At 59.9% G+C, this 21,946-nt stretch carries 18 protein-coding genes; 12 read left to right on the forward strand and 6 right to left on the reverse strand.

Annotated features, from left to right (window positions below):
• Positions 1-413 precede the first annotated feature (413 nt).
• The 3 genes from PXK07_RS16825 to PXK07_RS16835 all read left to right on the forward strand — a co-directional run bounded on the left by PXK07_RS16825 (position 414) and on the right by PXK07_RS16835 (position 4,857).
• Entirely contained in the window at positions 414-755 is a 342-nt protein-coding gene (locus PXK07_RS16825) for a hypothetical protein (protein WP_274849512.1), read from the forward strand.
• 13 nt (positions 756-768) lie between these two features.
• On the forward strand, positions 769-2,991 hold the full coding sequence (locus PXK07_RS16830) for a nidogen-like domain-containing protein (RefSeq protein ID WP_274849513.1): 2,223 nt from the start codon (positions 769-771) through the stop codon (positions 2,989-2,991).
• 150 nt (positions 2,992-3,141) lie between these two features.
• Positions 3,142-4,857: a calcium-binding protein gene (locus PXK07_RS16835; RefSeq protein ID WP_274849514.1), complete on the forward strand. Its 1,716-nt coding sequence runs from the start codon at positions 3,142-3,144 to the stop codon at positions 4,855-4,857.
• Positions 4,858-4,943: 86 nt separating this feature from the next.
• On the opposite strand, the gene PXK07_RS16840 is transcribed toward PXK07_RS16835, so the two are convergent.
• The 5 genes from PXK07_RS16840 to PXK07_RS16860 form a co-directional block, all read right to left on the reverse strand.
• On the reverse strand, positions 4,944-5,318 hold the full coding sequence (locus tag PXK07_RS16840; RefSeq protein ID WP_274849515.1) for a hypothetical protein: 375 nt from the start codon (positions 5,316-5,318) through the stop codon (positions 4,944-4,946).
• A gap of 97 nt (positions 5,319-5,415) precedes the next feature.
• A complete protein-coding gene (locus PXK07_RS16845; RefSeq protein WP_274849516.1) occupies positions 5,416-6,852 on the reverse strand; it encodes a mannose-1-phosphate guanylyltransferase/mannose-6-phosphate isomerase in 1,437 nt (478 codons plus the stop codon).
• Positions 6,853-6,869: 17 nt separating this feature from the next.
• The gene (gene fcl / locus PXK07_RS16850; RefSeq protein ID WP_274849517.1) at positions 6,870-7,847 is read right to left on the reverse strand and encodes a GDP-L-fucose synthase; all 978 of its coding nucleotides are present in this window, start codon (positions 7,845-7,847) and stop codon (positions 6,870-6,872) included.
• A gap of 4 nt (positions 7,848-7,851) precedes the next feature.
• Positions 7,852-8,970 carry a GDP-mannose 4,6-dehydratase gene (gene gmd / locus PXK07_RS16855; protein WP_274849518.1) on the reverse strand — a complete coding sequence of 373 codons (1,119 nt, stop codon included), beginning with the start codon at positions 8,968-8,970 and terminating at the stop codon, positions 7,852-7,854.
• A 238-nt stretch (positions 8,971-9,208) separates the two neighbouring features.
• Positions 9,209-9,820 carry a recombinase family protein gene (locus PXK07_RS16860; RefSeq protein WP_274849519.1) on the reverse strand — a complete coding sequence of 204 codons (612 nt, stop codon included), beginning with the start codon at positions 9,818-9,820 and terminating at the stop codon, positions 9,209-9,211.
• A 124-nt stretch (positions 9,821-9,944) separates the two neighbouring features.
• Here PXK07_RS16860 and PXK07_RS16865 point away from each other — a divergent pair, with 124 nt between their 5' ends.
• The gene (locus PXK07_RS16865) at positions 9,945-12,848 is read left to right on the forward strand and encodes a Tn3 family transposase (protein ID WP_274849520.1); all 2,904 of its coding nucleotides are present in this window, start codon (positions 9,945-9,947) and stop codon (positions 12,846-12,848) included.
• A gap of 283 nt (positions 12,849-13,131) precedes the next feature.
• Here PXK07_RS16865 and PXK07_RS16870 read toward each other — a convergent pair whose 3' ends face one another.
• Positions 13,132-13,872, reverse strand: coding sequence for a hypothetical protein (locus PXK07_RS16870; RefSeq protein ID WP_274849521.1), 741 nt, complete (start codon positions 13,870-13,872; stop codon positions 13,132-13,134).
• A gap of 226 nt (positions 13,873-14,098) precedes the next feature.
• Here PXK07_RS16870 and PXK07_RS16875 point away from each other — a divergent pair, with 226 nt between their 5' ends.
• The 8 genes from PXK07_RS16875 to PXK07_RS16910 are packed head-to-tail and all read left to right on the forward strand — an operon-like array spanning position 14,099 to position 21,942.
• Positions 14,099-15,151, forward strand: a complete 1,053-nt coding sequence (locus PXK07_RS16875) for a Gfo/Idh/MocA family protein (RefSeq protein ID WP_274849522.1) — start codon at positions 14,099-14,101, stop codon at positions 15,149-15,151.
• A 4-nt stretch (positions 15,152-15,155) separates the two neighbouring features.
• Entirely contained in the window at positions 15,156-16,133 is a 978-nt protein-coding gene (locus tag PXK07_RS16880; protein WP_274849523.1) for a hypothetical protein, read from the forward strand.
• 53 nt (positions 16,134-16,186) lie between these two features.
• On the forward strand, positions 16,187-16,813 hold the full coding sequence (locus tag PXK07_RS16885; protein WP_274849524.1) for an SIS domain-containing protein: 627 nt from the start codon (positions 16,187-16,189) through the stop codon (positions 16,811-16,813).
• 1 nt (position 16,814) lies between these two features.
• Positions 16,815-17,588: an inositol monophosphatase family protein gene (locus tag PXK07_RS16890; RefSeq protein ID WP_274849525.1), complete on the forward strand. Its 774-nt coding sequence runs from the start codon at positions 16,815-16,817 to the stop codon at positions 17,586-17,588.
• A gap of 31 nt (positions 17,589-17,619) precedes the next feature.
• Positions 17,620-18,297 (forward strand): acylneuraminate cytidylyltransferase family protein, encoded by a 678-nt coding sequence (locus PXK07_RS16895; protein WP_274849526.1) that lies wholly within the window; start codon positions 17,620-17,622, stop codon positions 18,295-18,297.
• 11 nt (positions 18,298-18,308) lie between these two features.
• Positions 18,309-19,241, forward strand: coding sequence for a phosphoglycerate dehydrogenase (locus PXK07_RS16900; RefSeq protein WP_274849527.1), 933 nt, complete (start codon positions 18,309-18,311; stop codon positions 19,239-19,241).
• Complete coding sequence (locus PXK07_RS16905) at positions 19,242-21,062, forward strand: hypothetical protein (RefSeq protein ID WP_274849528.1); 1,821 nt, start codon at positions 19,242-19,244, stop codon at positions 21,060-21,062.
• Complete coding sequence (locus PXK07_RS16910) at positions 21,052-21,942, forward strand: SMP-30/gluconolactonase/LRE family protein (RefSeq protein WP_274849529.1); 891 nt, start codon at positions 21,052-21,054, stop codon at positions 21,940-21,942. Before PXK07_RS16905 ends, PXK07_RS16910 begins: the two co-directional genes overlap by 11 nt.
• The last annotated feature ends 4 nt before the right edge of the window (positions 21,943-21,946 follow it).

Raw genomic sequence — 21,946 nt, forward strand, 5'->3', positions numbered from 1 at the left:
CCGGATGAGTGACGAGATCCGCGATGTCGCCGACAAGGTCTTCACAAGAGATCTGTTCGGAGCCGATTGAAGAAGATCGAAGAAGATTGAAACAGGGGGGTGCCGACCAGCCCTCTTGGGCACGTGCCGGAAAACCCTGCGCGCCGCTACCCCAATAACAGGGCCGTTTCAAGCAGGGCAAAGTTCCGCAGGACCGGATCCGGTCCTGCGGAAGCAAGCGCTCTGCGGGGAGGTTACCGCGCGGCGCGGGAAAGAAAATTTCCCCTTGGTGGAATCTCTCCCAGACGCTTAGACTTTGATTAAAGTCAAAGACCACTTGTCCAAATCAAACCATTTTTGACCCTGGGGGGTGCCGAAAGGCGCAATTGATTCCACGCAGGATGCAGCACGCAAAGACAGAAAGGGAATGCACCGTGTTCACGGCTTCTTTCCATTCGATTCTGATCCGCACGGCTCTGGCCGTTCTGCTGCCTGTGGCCGGGTCTTCGGCGCAGGCCTTTTCGGCGCAGGTCAACGGCTGTCAGTTGCTGCACGATCAGGCCTCGGTGATCTGCAAGGCAAAGGTCTCCTGCCGCGATGCAACCGCGGCAATCGAGGCCATTCGCCCCCTGTTTACCCGCTGCGCCGCCGGAGAGTCCGTGCGTCGCAACGATGTTGAAGACGCCATAGGCGCCTTCAAAACCCCGCGCTACTTCCGATGCTGCATCGGCAACGACCTTGTGTCGCTGTGGCCATCGCCTGTTCCATTTGACTGAAAGGATGCCGACCATGGCTTTTGATGATTACAGATCACTCTTGGTAAGCGACACCGAAGGCTGGCATGACGGCAGTGACGTCATCACCTATTCGTTCCTGGGCACCGACATGCCCAAATATTACCGCCGCCTGGACACCGATGGCGACGGCATCAAGGATTCCTGGAACATCGGCGGGGAGATCGTTCCCTTTACCAATGACTTCTCCATGACCGTGGAACAGCGGGCCATGACCTCCCTGGCCATCGAGGCCTGGAACGAGGTGGCCAATGTCAACCTGCAGCCCGGCACCATCGCCCGCGGCGGCACCGACAGCGATCACGGCACCCCGGTCACCGGCGACGGCACCCTGGTGGCAGCGGGCGGCGACGCCCTGCCCGTCAATGACGATGGCTATTCGCTGGTGGACATGTCGGCGGTCTTTGAAGAGGGGCTGAACTTCTTTGGCGTCGATTACGATGCCAGCCAGATCTACGTGAACACCAATGGCAACATCACCTTCGGCACCGGGCTGTCGCAATATACCCCCTCGGGGATCTCGGCCGGCACCATCCCGTTGATCGCCGCCTTCTGGGCCGATGTGGACACCCGCGCCGGCGAGCCGATCTACGTGGATGTGGACGCCGAGGCCGATGTGGTCACCATCACCTGGGAAAACGTCGGCTTCTATAGCCATCACGCCGAGCCCAGCAACTCGTTCCAGATGCAGCTGTTTGACCGCGGCGAGGGCGATTTCGACATCGTCTTCCGCTACGAGGACATCAACTGGTCGGCCGGCACCGCCTCGGGTGGCGATCCCGAAACCGGGCTTGGCGGCACCCCGGCCCGGGCCGGCTATTCGCCCGGTAACGGCGCCGACTTCTTCGAGCTGCCGCAATCGGGCATCGAAAGCGATATCACCAACCTGGAAAACATCACCGGCAACACCGGTGTCGAAGGGCTGTGGGTGTTCGAGGTCAGAAACGGTGCCATCGTCGGCGATATCGCCTTCGGCTCCACCGGCTTCGAAGATACCGGGCTTTATGGCTTTGTTGCCGATTTCCCCAACCCCGACCACCTGGGCGACCGCCCCTCGCGCGCGGGCGACATGTGGATCAACAACGCCAATACCGACCAATACATTCCCGGCGTCGGACCGATCTACGGTCACACCAGCTGGAACACCTATCTGCATGAACTGGGCCATGCCCTGGGCCTGCGTCACCCCAATGAGCGTCCCAACGACCCGGATACCAACGCCCAATACACGGTGATGTCCTATGCGGCACATCCGTCGGAAGCGGACGAAAGCCTGATCGACCAGTCCTTCTCGCTGACCCCGATGGTCTGGGACATCCAGGCGCTGCAGGAGCTTTACGGCGCCAACACCACCACCCGCACCACCGACACGGTCTATTTCGGCGATGGCGGCGGCGAGAACGGTGCGCTGGAATATCAATATGCCACCAATGCCGACAATGACCTTGGCATGCAGGTGCGGGGCCAGGATGGCAATTACCGCGATGTCCACCTGACCATCTGGGATGCCGGCGGCAGCGACCTGATCGATGCCTCGGACCTGAGCACCAGAAGCTTCATCGACCTGCGCCCGGGCCGCTATTCCACCATCGGCGAGGAAACGGACAATATCGCCGTTGCCGCCGCCGTGCGCGAAGGTGGCGAGGTCATCAACTATATCGAAAACGCCTGGGGCGGCAGCGGCCGGGACCGGATCACCGGCAACAATGCCGATAACGAGCTCCTGGGCGGTGGCGGTCGCGATGTGATCCGTGGCAACCGCGGTGACGACATGATCGAGGGCGAGAGCGGCAACGACAAGCTCTATGGCAATGGCGGCGGCGACCTCATCGAGGGCGGCAGCGGCAAGGACCGGATCAACGGCGGCAGCGGCGGCGACGTCCTATTCGGCGATGGTGGCAACGACAACCTGTCCGGCGGCAATGGCAACGATGACCTGGACGGTGGCGCCGGTAACGACAGGCTGCTTGGCGGTCGTGGTGCCGATACCTTCATCTTCGGCACCGGCAATGACACCGTGCGTGACTTCAACACCGGCCAGCGCGGTGAGGTGGTGGATCTCAGCGATGTGGCCGCGATCACCGACTTCAGCGACCTGATCGCCAACCACGCCACCGATGTCAGCGGCGGCGTGCGCATCAGCGACCTCGGCGGCAATACGATGCTGCTGGAAGATCTCACGGTGAGCGATCTGGCCGCCAATGATTTCTTGTTCTGATTGAAATCCTTGCTGTCCCCCCCGGTTTTCACCCGGGGGGGGACAGAAACCTGACTTGCCCAATCCCAAAAATGGTGAACACTAAAGATCCGACGCATTAACCATCTGCCGGAAACGGCCGCTCTTGATGAGCAGTGGAGGGATCTTTCTATGACCACCTATAATATCACCGGCTTTGCCGTCTTGCGCAGCAACCGCCAGGGACAAGAAGACGTCATCAGGGGCGTCGAAACCGGTATCGAGCTTTCAGCCTATGTGCCCGAGGGCACCACCACCCTCAGCTATACGAATTCCGCCAACCCCGACGAACCCGATCAACCCCTTGCCGATGTCACGGTCGAAGGTGCTCTCGCCTATATCGAGGGCGAGCCTCTGGACGATGACGAAACCGCGATCCTGCGGGTGCGCTGGACGGATGGCGGCACGACCCGCACCACCACGGTGCTCGTCCTGACCTTTTACGATGCCGAGGTCGACGGCTACAGAAATGTGGATGCCGATGCGATCTTCGTGCTCGATGGCGATCCCCTGCCCAATATCACCACCGCGGCCCAGTGGGAGGCCTTTGACGGCAGCATCGAGTCGGTCGGTCCGGCACGGGGCGATCTGGCGCCCGGGCAGGATATCCCGCTCAGCAGCTTCTTCACCTCCTCGAGCGAGAACGACCTGATCATCGGCACGGGTGGCAATGACGAGCTGATCGGCGGGGTCGGCAACGACACCATCAACCCGGTGGATAATGGGGATTCCGACTACATCCAGCCCGGCAGCGGCAATGACCGGGTGATCTTCTCGGATCTGGAGCGCGGCTATGTGCATCTGGATCACTCGGACCTTGATGCGGGCGTCACCATCACGATCAATGGCAATGCCAACACCGGGGTGATCGACAAGGGTAGCAATGGCAGCACCCGGCTGATGGATGTGCGCAACCCGATCCTGGCGGGCGCAGATATCGGTGGCCTGGGCGTGGTCGGCACCACTCACAACGATGTCTTCCGCGTCACCTCCGCCGATGGCGGCTGGATGCAGCTGCAGGGTCTCGGTGGCAATGACCGCTTCGTCATCGGCGACAGCGACGGCGCGGTGCGGCTGGATTACAGCAGCTCCAGCAGCGGCGTGGTGGCCAACCTCGGCCGTGGCCGCATCACCGATGACGGGATGGGTGGCGCGGACCGGATCTCCGGAAACGGGCAGATCACCGAATTGCGCACCAGCATGCATGACGACAGGGTGATCGGATCGGGCCGGAACGAAAGCTTCATCCTGATGGCCGGCGATGACACGCTGGACGGCAAGGGCGGGTTTGACCGTCTGCGCTATGACCGCTCCGGCGTCGATGCGGTCGAAGTGCACCTTGGTCGTGGCGAGGCCAGCGGCACCTGGCGCGGCGAGAGCTTCACCCACGATATCCGCGGCATCGAATACGTGCGCGGCTCGCGCGACGGCAACGACAAGCTGACCGGCAACGGTGCCGACAACCGCCTGGAAGGGCGCGGCGGCAATGACGTCCTGAAAGGGGCCGGTGGCAATGACACGCTGCTGGGCGACGAGGGCCGGGACAAGCTGATCGGCGGCAAGGGCAGCGACACCCTGGATGGCGGCGCGGGCAACGACCTGCTGGTCGGTCAGGCCGGCGGCGATACCTTCATTTTCTCGGAAGGCGCCGACCGGGTGAGGGGCTTTGGCGGCGCCGATGTGATCCAGCTCAGCAATGCCGCGGGGATCACCAGCTTCAGCGACCTCAGCAACAACCACATGCGCGAATCCCGGGGCAACGTGATCATCGAAGATGACAACGGCAACAGCATGACCCTGCTGAACCGCGACATCAGCGACCTGAGCGCCGACGACTTCCTGTTCTGATCCCTGCCGAGCAGCGCAGACACAATGACCACCGCCCGGCCCCGGCCGGGCGGTATTGTTTTTGGCAACTGCAAGGCAGAGCAGGCTCAGAACAGGAAGTCATCGGCATCAAGCTCTGCCGGGCGCAGATCCTCCAGCAGCACCCGGCCCGCGCCGGTATCGATGCGGGTGCCCGCCGCGCTGCGGGAGATCTCCAGATCCTCAAATCCCATGCCCCGTCCAAAGATCCCGGAAAGATCGATCAGATCCTCGCCGGGGGTGAAATCCAGGATCCGATCGGCGCCATGCCCGCGGGCAAAGACATCCGCCCCGGCGCCGCCAAACAGCCGGTCCTTACCCTTCAACCCCAGCAGCACATCGCTGCCGCCGCCGCCATAAAGCTGATCCTGCCCTTTGCCGCCCGCCAGCCGGTCATTGCCCAGCTCCCCAGAAAGGACATCGGCACCGGCATGGCCCTGCAACAGGTCATCGCCATCGCCGCAAGCTGGATCAAGATGCGGGAGGTGTCTTCCGAGGTCGAGGAATGGCTGCTGCTGTGACGCCTTATCCCTTGGTGCCTTATCCCTTGGTGCCCTGACCGCGGGCATAGACATCCTCGTAGCGGATGATGTCATCTTCGCCCAAGTAGCTGCCGGTCTGCACCTCGATCAGCACCATCGGCACCTTGCCGGGGTTTTCCATCCGGTGCACCGCGCCCAAGGGGATATAGACCGACTGGTTCTCGGTCACCAGTTTCACCTCGTCATCGACGGTGACCTTGGCCGTGCCCTCGACCACGATCCAATGCTCCGACCGGTGGTGATGCGATTGCAGGGACAGCGCCGCACCGGGGTGCACATGGATGCGCTTCACCTGGAAGCGATCGCCCACCACCAGGCTTTCGAACCAGCCCCAGGGGCGGTGATCCATCGGGAATTCGGTTGCCTGTTTCGCCGATTTTGCCTTCAGCACCGCAACCGCCTGTTTCACGTCCTGCGCGCGGGAGGCATCTGCCACCAGAACCGCATCGGGCATGGCCACGGTGATCACGTCCTTAAGGCCGATACCGACCACCTCGAGCCCCGCATCCTCGGAGCGAATGAGGCTGTTCGCGCAGTCGATCGCGGTAGCAGGCCCGGAGGTGACAACGCCGTTTTCATCCGGTTTCGTCTCACGCCAGACCGCGTCCCAGCCGCCAAGATCGGACCAGCCAGCCGCAAAGGGCACCACGGTCAGGTTATCGGCCTTCTCCATCACAGCATAGTCGATCGAGATATCCGGGCAGCCCTCCCAGGCGACAGGATCAAGCCGGAAGAAGCCGAGATCCGGCGCCCCATCGGTGATCGACGCAGTGACCGGCGCCAGAAGTTCCGGCGCATGGGTCGCAAAGGCCTCAAGGATGGTCTTCACCGAGAACAGGAAGATCCCGGCATTCCACAGGAACTGGCCCGAGGCCAGCATCGCTTCGGCGGTCTGCGCGTCGGGTTTTTCTACGAACCGCTTGAGACCGATGGCCCGCGGGGTGAAGTCACCCGGATCGCCGTCCAGTTCGAGATAGCCATAGCCGGTTTCCGCATGGGTGGGCTTGATGCCGAAGGTGACGATCTGGCCCGCAAGGGCCGCCGCCTGCCCGGCCTCGACGGCAGCGCGAAAGGCGGGCGCATCGGGCACCACGTGATCCGAAGGCGCCACCAGCATCAACGCCTCGGGGTCGGTCTTCTCAAGATAAAGCGCCGCCGCCAGCACCGCCGGCGCGGTATTGCGCCCGGCCGGTTCGATCAGGATGGCGCCGGGATCGATGCCCGCCCCCGACAGCTGTTCGGTGACGATGAAGCGGAAATCGGAGTTGGTCAGCACCATGGGTGCTGCGTAGCCCGCCCCGGACAGCCGCTGCGCCGAGGCCTGAAACAGGGTCTCCTCCCCCACCAGGGGCACGAACTGCTTGGGGTAGCTCTTGCGCGACAGGGGCCACAGCCGCGTGCCTGAACCACCGCAGAGCAGAATGGGAGTAATCATGGCAACACCTTCCGAGTTCATTTCATCCGCAGGTTTTCCAGCCCCTGCTCCAGGAACCAGGCATAGGTTTCCGCGATGCCCTCTTTGAGCGGGATGCTGGCCGTCCAGCCCAGGCGGGCCAGGCGGGAGACATCCATAAGCTTGCGCATCGTACCATCGGGCTTGCTGGGATCGGTGGAGATCTTACCCTCGAACCCGGTGACCTCGGCCACCATCTGCGCCAGCTCCAGGATGGTCACATCCGTGCCCGAGCCCACGTTGATATGGCTCAGCATCGGCTCGGTCTCGCGCTGGTAGGTCGCATCGTCCAGATCCATCACAAAAAGCGAGGCCGCCGCCATGTCGTCCACGTGCAGGAATTCCCGCATCGGCTTGCCCGAGCCCCAGATCGTGACCTCTTCCAGACCGTCCCGCGCCGCCTCGTGGAAGCGACGGATCAGCGCCGGCAGCACATGGGAGTTCTCGGGGTGGAAATTGTCACCGGGCCCATAAAGGTTGGTCGGCATCACCGAGCGGTAATCGACGCCATATTGCCGATTGTAGCTTTCGCAGAGCTTGATGCCCGCGATCTTGGCCACGGCATAGGGTTCGTTGGTCGGCTCCAGCGTGCCGGTCAAAAGCGCATCCTCGCGCATCGGCTGCGCCGCTTCCTTGGGGTAGATGCAGGAGGAGCCCAGCTGCAACAGCTTCCTGACGCCCGCCGCATAGGCCTGATGGATCACGTTGCATTCGATCATCAGGTTTTCATAGATGAACTGGCCGGGGTAGCTGTTGTTGGCAATGATGCCGCCCACCTTGGCCGCCGCCAGGATCACCTGATCGGGCTGTTCCTCTGCAAAAAACGCCCGCACCGCCGCCTGGTCGGTCAGGTCCAGTTCGGAGGAGGTCCGGGTGATCAGGGTCAGGTCTTCGCCTGCGGCCTTGCGGGCCTCCAGCTGGCGCAGGATCGCCCCCCCGACCATGCCGCGATGGCCTGCAACATAGATCTTCACCACGGGGTTACCCTTCCACGCTGACCGGCAGATCCATGCCGTGTTCTTTCAGCAATGCGTGGCGGCGGGCGGTCTTCAGATCCTCGGCCACCATTTCGGCGCACATCTCCTGGGTGGTGATCTCCGGCACCCAGCCCAGCTTTTCCTTGGCCTTGGCGGGGTCGCCCAGCAGGGTCTCCACCTCGGCGGGGCGGAAATAGCGCGGATCGATACGCAGGATCACATCGCCCACCTTCAGCGCCGGCGCCTTGTCGCCTTCGATGGCGGCCACGGTGGCGATCTCATCGACGCCTTCCCCGGAGAACTCCAGCTCAATGCCCAGCTCACGGGCAGACCAGGTGATGAATTCACGCACCGAATACTGCACGCCGGTGGCGATGACGAAATCTTCCGCCATGTCCTGCTGCAGCATCATCCACTGCATGCGCACGTAATCCTTGGCATGGCCCCAGTCGCGCAGCGCATCGATATTGCCCATGTAAAGGCAGGGCTCCAGCCCTTGCGCGATATTGGCCAGGCCGCGGGTGATCTTGCGGGTGACGAAGGTCTCGCCCCGGCGCGGGCTCTCGTGGTTGAACAGGATGCCGTTGCAGGCATACATGCCATAGGCCTCGCGGTAATTGACCGTGATCCAGTAGGAATAAAGCTTGGCCACCGCGTAAGGCGAGCGCGGGTAAAACGGCGTCGTCTCCTTCTGCGGGGTCTCCTGCACCAAGCCATAAAGTTCCGAGGTGGAGGCCTGGTAGAAGCGGGTCTTCTTCTCAAGCCCCAAGAAACGGATCGCCTCGAGCAGGCGCAGGGTGCCCATGGCATCCACATCCGCGGTATATTCCGGGCTTTCGAAGGAGACCGCCACATGGGACTGGGCGCCCAGGTTATAGACCTCGTCCGGCTCAACCTCCTGGATGATCCGCGTCAGGTTCGAGGTATCGGTCAGATCGCCATAATGCAGCTTGAACTTGGCGTGATCCACATGCGGATCCTGGTAGATGTGATCCACCCGCTGGGTATTGAACAGCGAGGCCCGGCGCTTGATGCCATGCACCTCATAGCCCTTCTCCAGCAGGAATTCCGCCAGATAGGAACCGTCCTGACCCGTCACCCCGGTGATCAGCGCCTTTTTCATATGTTGTCCTTACCAAACCCGTGCAGACAGAAACGGCCTGCAATATTTCCATATCTTCTCCCCTTGGGGGATTGGCCGCATATTAGGCGATGATCACAGAGGATGCCATTGATCACATGGCTTTTCATTCGGCATAACCGACACACTTAAGCTGACTTTAGAAACCAGACAAAGCTGTTTCCTCAGCAACTGCTCACGCAGAACAGGGGTCGATTCCGGCTGAGTGCAGAATGACACCCTAAGCGGCCAGGACGCGTTTTCCGTTCTCTCGGAGCTCCCCGTTAGGGCCAACGTATCGGTAAATGGTGACAGGTTTGACGCCGAGCTCCTTGGCGAGCTGCGCGACTGAGGTGTCACGGTTCGACATAGCCGCCTGCGCAAGACGCACTTGGGCTTTGGTCAGCGCAAATTTACGCCCCCCTTTTCGCCCTCGGGCCCGGGCCGCTTTGAGGCCGACGACGGTGCGCTCCCGGATTAGTTCCCGTTCAAATTCTGCCAGAGCTGCAAAGATGCCGAATATCAACCGCCCTGCAGCGGTGGTGGTGTCGATCTGCGCCCCTTGCCCAGTCAGGACGCGGAGGCCGATCTCGCGATCGGTCAGTTCCTGCACGATTGTAACGAGGTGTTTGAGATCACGGCCGAGGCGGTCGAGCTTCCAGACGACCAGGACATCGCCTTTGCGCAGAGCCTTGAGGCACGCATCGAGGCCTGGCCTGGTGTCGCGCTTACCGGAGGCCTGATCTTCGTAGATGCCATCTGCCGCTACGCCCGCTTCGATGAGCGCGTCTCGCTGTAGATCGAGGGATTGGCTGCCGTCGGCTTTCGAGACTCGGGCATATCCTATCAGCATGAGGCTATCTCATACGGTCGTTTGCGATGCTGTTTGTCGTGGCCTTGCATTTCCGGACCCAAGTAAATCTTAATATGTGTCGAAATCAAAGATACACAAACACCCTATAGAAAGCAAAAGAACTATGGCGCACCGCACCATCCTGACCGCGCGGCAACGCGTGGCGCTGTTCGACCTTCCGACAGACGAAGCCAGCATCCTCTATCACTACACGCTGTCGGATGACGACCTTGAGCACATCAATGTGCGCAGGCGTTCAGAGAACCGGTTCGGGTACGCGCTACAGCTATGCGCGCTGCGACATCCGGGTCGCCTGCTATCGTCTCGCGAGGTGATCCCTGAGTCGGTCGTCCGGTTTATCGGGGCCCAATTGGGCATGACCTTTGATGAGATCCTTCCCTACGCCGCTCGGCGTCAGACCCGTCAGCAACATCTCCATGACCTCCGTCAGGTCTACGGCTTCAGGATGTTCTCCGGTCACCGCGCACGCGAGCTGAAGGCCTGGCTGGCGGGCGAGGCGGAGAACGCGACCAGCAACCATCATTTGGCCCGCCGGTTTGTCGACGAGTGCCGCCGGACCAAGACCATCCTGCCAGGTGTATCCGTCATCGAGCGTCTCTGCGCGGATGCGCTTGTCGCGGCGGAACGCCGGATCGACAGTGCCATCGTGGCCCGGCTGGATGAGCCCCTGAAAGCTCGCCTTGATGCCCTGCTTACGGAGATGGTCGAAGGCAAGGTCAGCCGGTTCGTCTGGTTGCGCCAGTTCGAGGTGGGACAGAACTCGGCCGATGCCACCCGCCTCCTCGAGCGGCTGGAATTCCTGCAGGAGATGAAACTGTCGCCTGACATCCTGGCGGGCATTCCACCCCATCGGGTGACCCGCCTGCAACGTCAGGGGGAACGCTATTTTGCCGATGGTCTGCGCGACATCAGCAGTGATCGCCGCCTGGCCATCCTCGCGGTCTGCGCGGTCGCATGGCGTGCGGCGCTTGCCGATGCGGTGATCGAGACCCATGACCGGATCGTGGGCAAGACATGGCAGGGCGCCAAGAAGCTCTGCGATGCCAAGATCGCTGACGCAAAGACGGCGGTGCAGGACACCCTGCGCACCTTCAAATCCCTTGGTGCCGCCTTGCTCGACGCCAGAAGCGATGGCGCGCCCTTGGAGCAAGCCACGGAGCTGGCCTGCGGGTGGGAACGGCTTGAAGGGTTGGTTGCCACCGCCGCCGAGTTGACCGATACGATGGCCGCTGACCCCTTGGCCCATGTTGGCCAAGGCTATCACCGGTTCCGGCGCTATGCTCCGCGCATGCTGCGCGCGTTGGATATCCAGGCGGCGGGCGTCACTGCACCCTTGCTGCAGGCCAGCACGCTGATCGCGGACGATGAGAGACCCGAGAAACGACCGGTTGGCTTCCTGCGGCGCGGCTCGAAATGGCATCGCCATCTGAACGCCCAGGAGGAAGATGGCCACCGGCTCTGGGAAGTGGCGGTGTTGTTCCACCTGCGGGATGCGTTCCGCTCCGGCGATATCTGGGTGCCTCATTCCCGGCGCTACAGCGATCTGAAACTGGCTCTGGTTCCCGCCGAGGCGGTGAAGGATATGCCAAGATTGGCCGTGCCGCTTGATCCGGAAGCTTGGCTTGCCGACCGCAAGGCGCGCATGACCGACGGCCTGGCGCGGCTGGCCAAAGCGGCGCGTGCCGGGGCCATTCCCGGCGGGTCGATCGAGAACGGCATCCTGAAACTCGACCGCCTGACCGCTGCGGTGCCCGAAGAAGCGGACGAGCTGGTGCTCGACCTCTACGACCGGCTGCCCGCCATACGGATCACCGAGTTGATGCAGGAGGTCGATGCGGATATCGGCTTCACGGAAACCTTCATCAGTGCGCAAACCGGCGCGCCCTGCAAGGACCAGATCGGCATGCTGACGGTGTTGCTGGCTGAGGGTTTGAACCTCGGGCTCAGCAAGATGGCCGAGGCGACCAACACCCATGATTACTTCCAGCTCTCCCGTCTGTCGCGATGGCATGTGGAGAGCGACGCCATCAATCAGGCCCTCTCAATGGTGATCGAGGCGCAATCCCGCCTGCCCATGGCCAGGTTTTGGGGCGGTGGCGTGACCGCCTCAAGCGACGGACAATTCTTCCCCGCCGCCCGGCAGGGCGAAGCCATGAACCTCATCAACGCGAAATACGGCTCTGAGCCGGGCCTCAAGGCCTACACCCATGTCTCCGACCAGTTCGGCCCCTTCGCCACCCAGAACATTCCGGCCACCGTAAGCGAAGCGCCCTATATCCTGGACGGATTGCTGATGAACGAGGCCGGGCGGAAGATCACAGAGCAGTATGCCGACACCGGCGGGTTCACCGATCACGTCTTTGCCGTGACCTCGCTGCTCGGCTTTCGGTTCATCCCGCGTATCCGCGACCTGCCATCCAGACGGCTCTACCTCTTCGACCCGGCGTCAGCGCCAAACGAATTGCGCAGCCTGATCGGTGGCAAGATCCGCGAGGGCCTTGTCGTCCAGAACTGGCCCGGCGTGCTTCGGTCTGCCGCCACCATGGTGACAGGCGTCATGCCGCCCAGTCAGTTGCTCAAGAAGTTCGCCGCCTATCCGCGCCAGCACGAGCTGGCCCTGGCGCTCCGTGAAATCGGCCGCGTCGAGCGCACTCTCTTTGTTATCGAATGGCTCCTCGACGCCGACATGCAGCGGCGGGCCCAGATTGGCCTGAATAAGGGCGAGGCCCATCACGCCCTGAAAAACGCCCTGCGCATCGGTCGCCAAGGCGAAATCCGTGACCGTACCGCCGAGGGGCAGCACTACCGCATGGCCGGTCTCAACCTGCTCGCCGCCATCATCATCTACTGGAACACCAAGTATCTCGGTCAGGCCGTCGCCGCGCGGCAGCGGACCGGGTTGAATTGCGATCCCGCTCTGCTCGCGCATATCTCCCCGCTCGGATGGGCCCACATCCTGCTCACCGGCGAATACCGTTGGCGGCGGCAAGTCGGGGCAAAGTTGTGAAGTAATCACCTCTATTTCTTGCCACCTTCACGGCCACCAAACGGACGCACCACGCTCATAGCCACAACGCAGGCGGCCACAGGGCTCAAGACCGGGGAAAAAGCAGGGGGGGCGGGAGCCTTAGGGTGTCATTCTGCACTCAGCCGAAATCTACCCCTAGTGGAGCGATACTTCAATAATTTCAAATACTTTCACCGCATCTCCACGCACTTCGAAAAGCTCGCTGTCACATTCTTCTCAGCCGTCGTGCTCGCATCAGCCAAAGAATTTATGCCCCCACTACCTAGTCCAGCTGCAGCGTGATTTCTCCCCACGTACTACGCAATGCTAGGTGATCTCCGGGCCGGACGGGAACAGCGGGACACAAGCCCCCGGTGGCAATCCACTGTCCGGATGCCAATGGCATGTCATAGCGCAGCGCCAACGACATAAATTCCGCCGCAGCGCCAAGTGGTCCCGAGATCACATTTTCTGTGCTGCCGGTAATAGGATCCTGTCCATTCAAGAGCATCTCCACTAGAAGAGGATGCTCAAAGCAGGCTAAATCAAAGGCCCGGATGCCTGTCAGCCATAGAGCTCCGGCCCCGGCCCTGTCCGCGATCTGCCCCATGAGTTCTGGTTTCAGATCCGACGGAAGCACTGTTGCTGGGATTTCAAAGCCAAGCGCCATTCGGCTGAACCGCGCGATAGGCGTGGTCGCGTTCCAATCCGCGATCTCCAACATGACTTCCGGCTCGGCAAGAGGTGCGAGCAGGCCTTGCAAGGATAAAGTATCGGTGTCTGAAACGAGCTCCTGTTCATGCAAGGGACCAAAGAAAATCTCCTGGTTATTAAAAATTTTGCGTGACCATGGGTTTGCTCCACCAATCTTCCAGGCCCCGGCATCCCGGATCTGAGAGCGGCTCACGGCATAGGCTTGTTCTGGCGTTGCGGGAAGATCGGACAAGGCAATTGCAGCCTCTTGCCCTGCTGCACGCGCGCTGTTCAGCGCTTCCACAAGATGTACACTGGCGTCCTCAATCATCTTTCCGTCCGAATATCTGTTACATGATGTCTCTAAAGACGTTCTTTGTCCTAGAGGTTGTTATCTGAAGAGAGGTATGCGTCAAGTCGGCAACCACTGGCGACACAGCTGAGGGGGTTACGGCTTGCGCATCAAAACTTGCGCAACTAAGCTGTGTCCGCTTAGTGATCGAAATAGTTAAGTATCGATTGAACCCTACCCTCCGAAACAGAGAACAAAGACAAGTATGACACTACGCGCTGCCATCATTGGATACGGAAAAATGGGTCGTATCCGCCACGAGGCCATGGATCGTCACGGAGGATTTGAGGTTGTAGTTGCCTGTGATACCGCGCTTGATTCTGAAGCCAGCATTGCAATGGTGACCGATCCGATGGCGGTTTATGATTACGACCCCGACGTTATTGTCTGCAGTGTACCGAACATGATGATCCCAGATGTGGTTTGCACCGCTTTGGAACGGGGGAAGCACGTTTTTTCCGAAAAACCACCCGGCCGAAACTCTGGCGATGTGCGTCGGATGATAGCTGCGGAAGAGGCCGCGCGTGCCGCAGATGCAAATCTGGTTTTGAAGTTCGGCTTTAATCATCGTGTCCATGATGCGATCGAAGAGGCCAAGAAACTCATCGACGCTGGTACCATGGGAGATCTCTACTTCATGCGCGGCGTTTATGGCAAAGCGGGGGGACCCAACTACTCCCAGAACTGGCGCAATGACCCCGAGCTTTCCGGTGGCGGCATACTAATTGATCAGGGCATTCATATGCTTGATCTGTTTCAGATGTTTGCTGGCCGCTTCACCGATGTGCAGAGCTACGTTCAGCGCAAATTCTGGACAGATGTGCCCGTCGAGGACAATGCCTTTGCGTTGATGAAGAACGACGATGGCATCGTCGCCTCGGTGCATTCTTCTGCTACTCAATGGCAGCACACCTTCCGACTGGAGCTTTATCTACGCAACGGTTTCATCTCAGTAGACGGGATTCTCTCGGCTTCCGGCAGCTATGGTACCGAAGTGCTTACCGTGGCCCTCAACCGGCATGACGCCACAGGAAGCCCAATCCCGAACCCCGAACAACAGGAACTGCGCTTTACCGAGGACAGATCCTGGGATAAGGAAATTGCAGAATTTCACGCTGCTGTTGTGGCGGGGGTCCCGCTTAAATGTGGTACCTCTCAACAGGCGCTGGATGTGATGGAATTGGTCGAGGCGATCTATGCAGCCGATCCGGAGTGGAACGCCGCGCGTCAGAAGACCCCGCAGGCGGCAACGGGATAAGAACATGCATACCCCAGTTTTCCTCGACCATCTGCCCGATATTGAGGTTGTGGCCGGCCAGAAGCCCGCTGAGTACCGGCTACGCCGCAATCAAGCTCTCGGAGCACTGATGCTGGATGCATCCTGTTCCTGGACCGAGCGTAAGGCTTGCCCCGCCTGCGGCCAGAGCAGTGACAAGAACCCAATCTTCTCGCAGGCTTTGATGGAGTTTCGCCGCTGTGCGAGTTGCAATTCCATATATGCTGCGCGGAGTCCGCAACAGGCCACACTCGACCGCCTGCGGCTTGACCAAATTGCCCTCACCGAGGCGCAGGGTGACCGGGGCGATCGCGAATTCGAGTTCACCTCACTTCTGAACTGGATTAGTCTCACCGAGGCGCGGCTGGTGCGCAAGCTGGACCGGGTAATGGATATCCGCTTTGCCTCGCAAGCCCTTGCTTGGCCGGAGGCCACCGATCGGTTGAGCCACAACCGGGCCTGGGAGTTCTTGCTTCTGGAACCCGACAGCAACGATTTTGCAGGTCTGCGCGCGGCAATCACCCGTGCGGCACCAACTGCGATCTTGATGCCTGCGGAATTGGATCGTGTCGCCAACCCCGAAGCGCTGCTTGTGGCCCTGAAAGAGGTGCTACCGTCGGGTACAGTGATCTTTGTCGCCAGTTCCTGTGCCGACGGGCTTGAGTATGAGATCCTCGGAGCAGACTCTCCGAGTTTCGTGCCATTGGATCGGTTAACGATGTTTTCCGTCAAAGGTTTTGAGGATCTGACCACTCGCCTCGGCTTGCGCGTAATCGAGGTCTCCACTCCCGGTCGCCTCGATGCGGTGATCCTTGACCGCTATTTCAAAAGCGCTGAAACCAGCACTATTCCCTTCTGGTCCAGCTTCTTCCGCGAAGCCGATAAGAACCGCCTGCGCGATCTGCAGATCCTGCTGCAGCGTAGCTTGAAATCCGGTGTCATGCGCTTCGTTCTCGAGACGTGACCCCGGGGCGGCGCTTTCCTAGACACACTTAGGCCACTGCAAAGGTTTGCCAAATGACCGAGTTTTTCCCAATCGCCTCTTATGACAGCTGCGAAAGCTTTGCCGGAGACTATTTCGCAACCCTAGCCCATGCGACCCAGGTGAGCGACCTGAGCGCGCTGGACAAGGTTGCTGCTCTGCTGAGCGAAACCATCGCGGCAGGCAATTTCATCTATATCTGTGGCAACGGCGGCTCCGCCGGCATTGCCAACCACTCGCTCTGCGACTTTCTGAAATGCGTGCGCACGGATACTGATCTTGCGCCGCGCTTCATGTCCCTGTCGGCGCATACCGAAATGAACTCTGCCTTGGCCAATGACATCTCCTATGATGAGGTCTTTGCCTATCAGCTGCAGTCCATGGCACGGCCTGGCGATCTAGTTTGGACCGTCAGCTCTTCCGGTGACAGCCAGAACGTGGTGCGGGCACTGGAGGTGGCCAAGAAAACCGGACTGAAATCGATTTCCTTCACCGGCTTCTCCGGCGGTCGTTCCAAGGATCTGGCTGATGTGAATGTTCATGTGAATGCGCAGAACTATGGGGTGGTAGAGGACATTCATATGGCCTTCATCCACATCCTGACCCAATACCTGCGCATGACCAATATGGATGCAAGCCTGATCGAGGGGCGCAAGTTCTGATATGAGCGCCGCTCTTCATGATGCGCTTTGTAACCTCCTGCCCCGCCTGGTGCAGGAGGTTTTTGCGCAAAAGGTCGACATTCACGACAAGGGCGATGATGGTCTGGATCTGGTAACGTCGGTGGATCTGGCCATGCAAATGCGCTTGAAACAGGAGCTGCCAACCCTGCTGCCCGGGTCCGTTGTGGTGGGCGAAGAAGGCTATGCTGCCTATAAAGGTGGCGCGCCGGTCTGGCTGGTCGATCCACTTGACGGCACGGTGAACTTCGTGGCCCAGCTGCCTGCTTATAGTGTTGCCGTGGTGCTTTTGATGTCGGGCCGACCTGTACTTTCGGCGGTCTACGATGTCCCACAGGGCGATCTTTATTCCGCAGAAGCTGGGCGTGGCGCCCGCCTCAATCGCGCGCCTCTTATACGCCGCAGCCATAAGGCGCGCCTTGCCGTGATCTCATCAGGCTTGCTGAAGGATATGGCCAACCGTGCTCCGGAGGCGTTGGTCGAGCTTCTCACCGGCTTCAAACTGCGCAATTTCGGCAGTCAGGCGCTGCATCTGTGTTATGCCGCTGCTGGCCGTGTCAGCCTGGTCGCAAGTCGCGAAGCCAAGGGCTGGGACGATTTGGCCGGTGCGCTGGTCGCTCAAGAAGCTGGTCTGACCTATGGTAGCTACGTCCCGAGTGACACACCGCGCCCGATGGATCAGGACCAGCTAAGCCTCTGCGCGCCTCAAGACCTGTTTGCCCACACCGCATCGCTTTTTTCACGCGCGTCCCGCTGACAGCGCGCCGACTACTCGTAAGGATACGCCGATGAAAACCGTTGCCATGATCCCCGCCCGCATGGGTAGCCAACGTTTGAAGAAAAAGAATCTCGCGCCGCTCGCAGGCCAGCCCCTGATCACCCACGCGATCGAGAAATGCCAGACGTCACACCTGTTCGATGAAATCTATATCAACTCGGAAAACGCTGAATTCGGCCGGTTCGCAGATCAATACGGCGTCAAGTTCTATCAACGCCCTGAAGAACTCGGCAATTCAGTCGCCACCTCGGAACAATTCGTTTATGACTTCCTGAAGAACGTCGATTGCGATCTTCTGATCCAGGTGCATTCCATTGCCCCACTCCTGACCGCAGAGGAAGTGAAGTCCTTCACGCAGGCATTTATCGCTTCGGATGCGGATGTAATGCTGTCGTGCATCGAAGATCAGATCGAAGTGGCCTATGAAGACCAACCGGTTAATTTCACCTTTGCCGAGAAGACCAATTCTCAGGATCTAAAACCGACACAGCGGGTAACCTGGTCGATTACTGGCTGGCGCGCTAAATCCTACATTGAAGCGGTCGAGAGCGGTTCGATCGGTACCTATAACGGCAAGATTGCTTTCTATCCGGTTGGCGCCATCTCGGGTCATGTGATCAAGACCCAGGAAGATCTGGACATTGCCGAAGCGCTACTGAGCGTGTTGGCCAAACATAAAGACGCGTGAGGAACGAGTTAATGAAAGTTCTTGTGTCCAACATTATGATGATTAATGAGCGCGAGCGCTTTGATCAGATCCTGCGCGAGCGCGGTGTCACCCCGATCTGGCCCGAGGTGAACCAATTCATGGATGAGGCCCAGTGCCTAGAGTTTGCGGGTCAAGTGGATGGCTGGCTGGCCGGTGATGATCAGATCACAGAAACCGTGCTCAAAGCCTTCCTGCCGCGCCTCAAGGTGATCTCTAAATGGGGCACCGGTATCGATAGTATTGACCTAAAGGCTGCCAAGGATCTGGGCGTGCCGGTCTGCAATTCGCCGGGCGCCTTCCGTGATGCGGTCAGCGAATATGCCATTGGTCTTTTGCTGTCGGCGACCCGCCGACTGGCCCGCACCGACCGGATGATCCGGCAGGGCGAATGGCCCAAGGGGCGTTTCCCGGGCATGACAGGGAAAACCATGGGGGTGGTTGGTTATGGTGCCATCGGTCAGGGCGTCGGTCAGCGGGCACGTGGTCTCGGCATGGAGGTCATTGCCAATGATCCCTTCATGGCTCAGACCGTGGATGTTGCTCCCGATGGCGCGGCGCTGGTGTCTTTTGAGACGCTTTTGGAGCAGGCCGATGTGATCTGCCTGTGCTGCAATCAGACTGCGGAGAACTACCATCTGATCAATGCTGATACGCTGGCGCGCGCGCGTGATGGTGTGATCTTGTGCAATGTGGCCCGTGGTGGGCTGGTGGATGAGAACGCACTCATTGCGGCTTTGAACACAGGCAAGGTTGCAGCCGCCGCTCTGGATGTGTTTGAGGTTGAACCTCTAGCACCCGACCACCCCTTACTGAGTTTTGAAAATGTTTCTCTTTCCAGTCACAATGCAAATAGCACCGTGCAAGCCATTGAATATGTACATGACAATACGCTTAAAAATCTGTGGGAGCATCTGGGCCTCTAAATGACGGAATATTTCGGGCGTGGCATTGCCTATCGCCTGCAGGGTGCACGCGCATTGCCCGCCCAGCAGGACACAGCTTCAGCTACGACTTTCGATCTTGAGTATTGGGCGGCCAACAGCAACCTGACTTCTCTGGGTTTGGAATTATATGTCAGCCAAGGCAGTGCCCGGCTGCGCCTTTGGCATGAAGATGCCAAAGGGCACCGAAGCGAAATTACCGACCTGGACAGCCCTACTCCAGGGTCTCAGTTCAGCCCCCCCCTGCAGCTTGCTGGGCTGGCGGAAAAAGGCGGGCGTCTACTTGCCGAGCTTCTGTCTCCAGAAGCTGATGCAGGAACGATTGACATCTACTTTGGCACGAATGACCTTCCGACAACCCCAAGCGCACGCATTGCCTATGTTCTGCCTCCTCAGGCAGAAACAAAGCGCCTGACCGCGTGGTTCAACGCTGTTTTGGAGCGCCATGCCCCGCTGCGGTTGCGCGACCACTGCCTCCTTCTGCCCGCCCCCCAAGCGAAATCCGACAGTGGCTGGCAGCGCGAGGCGCTGTATGAGGCGGCCTACGGTACACATTCAGACAAGGGCATCACCCATCTGGCTATTGTGCCCGCTGACATTGATGTTCTGGGGTTTGATACCTTTGAAGAGATGGTGCTCCGTAGTCTCGGTCTCGCTTTCTTTCTGCGGGATCCTCCCCTGTCTCAAGCGCCGAATGCTCTGCCCTGGCCTGTGGCCCTGATCGACCTGCATCAGATTTATTGCCATGGGTTGCCCCCCTCAGGGCCATCCCTTGATCTGTCGGCTTATCTGGCCTGGATCCATACGCCTGAGATTGCGGGGGCCGCCCAGTCCGCGTTCAGGCGCACAGGGCGGTTGCGAACCTTGTTTCCCAACTTGTTTTCCCAGTCACCAGAGGTCTCGCCTATGCTCGCTCGTAGCAGGCTTGCTCTGAGCCGCCAGCTGCGCCGACAGGCCCAGAACAGCCATCACGCATTGCATCATCTGGAGCAACGCCTGGGTCCGCTCTGGGACATGGACCGGCTTGAAGCGGATCGGGATCGTGCCAATCGGCTGGCGCTGAGCTTGCTGCGGGATCGCCACAAGGGCTGTCGTGCCGTGATCGTCGGCAATGGTCCAAGCCTCACGATCTCAGACCTGGACCGGCTGCAGGGAGAGGTCACCTTTGCCTCTAACAAAATCTATCTCGCCTATCCGGAGACCTCCTGGCGCCCCACGTATTATTCGGTAGAAGATCATCTGGTTTTGCAAAATAACTGGCATGAAATTAAAGCGTTGCAAGGCAGTTTGAAATTGTTTCCCGCCAATACCCGTGATTATGGGTACCACGCCGCAGATACGGTCTTCGCGCCTTTTCTGCCGCCGCACTCTTTTGCAGACCCACTATCGGATCCAGAGTTCCCGGCCTTCAGTAGTGATCTCGTTCAGGGTATTTCATGGGGGTCGACAATTGTTTATAGCCAGATTCAGATGGCGGTCTTCATGGGGTGTCAGGAAATTGTGCTGATCGGCTTGGACCACAGCTATCAATTGCCAGACACCAAAGACGGCAACACCTATCGGCACGCGGGAGAACAGAACCATTTTCACCCGGGCTACCGCACTCCCGGGGAACTCTGGCACCAACCGAACCTTGATGTTTTAGAAGTGTCATACACGCGCGCCAGACAGATCTGTAACGAACGGGGAATACGGATTGTGAACGCATCGCGCAGATCAGAGCTTGGGGTGTTTGACCGGGTCGATTTCGACCAGGTATTCCCCGCTGAGGATCCCTTGAAAGATATGTCCCATGGCCACTGAACCGCAAATCTTCGATTCCCGCCCATGCACCTTGGGCGAAGGTCTTTTGTGGCACCCAACCCGTCAGCAGTTGTTCTGGTTTGACATCGTCAATTTCAAGCTCCTGTCCCGGCAGGGGGATCAAGCGCTGACCTGGAGCTTTGACCGCCATGTCAGCGCTGCTGCCTGGATCGATCACGACAACCTGCTAATAGCCAGCGAAACAGGTCTCAGCCGGTTTAATCTGGAAACCAGCCAGGAGACGATGCATTGCGAAATCGAAGCCAACAATCTTCTGACCCGCTCTAATGACGGGCGCGCCGATCCCTGGGGCGGTTTTTGGATGGGCACCATGAGCAAAGCCGGAGAGGCCGAGCAAGGCACGCTCTATCGCTGGGCGCGGGGCGAGCTGCGGGTGATCGAGACTCGGATGAGCACGCCCAATGCCATCTGCTTTGATGAAAGCCGCGCCTGCGCCTATTACGCTGACACTAAGACCCGGATCATTTGGCGCCAACCGATTGATCCAGCCACCGGCTGGCCAGCAGGGGATAAACAGGTCTTTGTCGATTTGCGTGCCACCGCCTTCAGCCTCGAGCACAAGCCCGACGGCGCCGTGGTGGATGCGGAAGGCTGCCTGTGGAACGCGCAATGGGGATCTGCACGGGTCGCGCGCTATAGTCCCGAAGGCCAGTTTTTGGAGGCGGTTGATTTCCCCACAGGGCACACATCTTGCCCAGCCTTCGGAGGGGCGGATATGTCCACCCTCTATGTCACAACGGCGCGACAGAAATTGCCTAAAGATTACCCGAACTGGGAAGATACCGCTGGGCAGACCTTTGAAGTCGCAGGCAATAGTGCCGGTTGGGCTGGCCAAACTGAACCTCGCATGATCCTATAAGCAC

Source organism: Phaeobacter sp. QD34_24 (assembly GCF_028890115.1).
Taxonomy (GTDB): domain Bacteria; phylum Pseudomonadota; class Alphaproteobacteria; order Rhodobacterales; family Rhodobacteraceae; genus Phycobacter.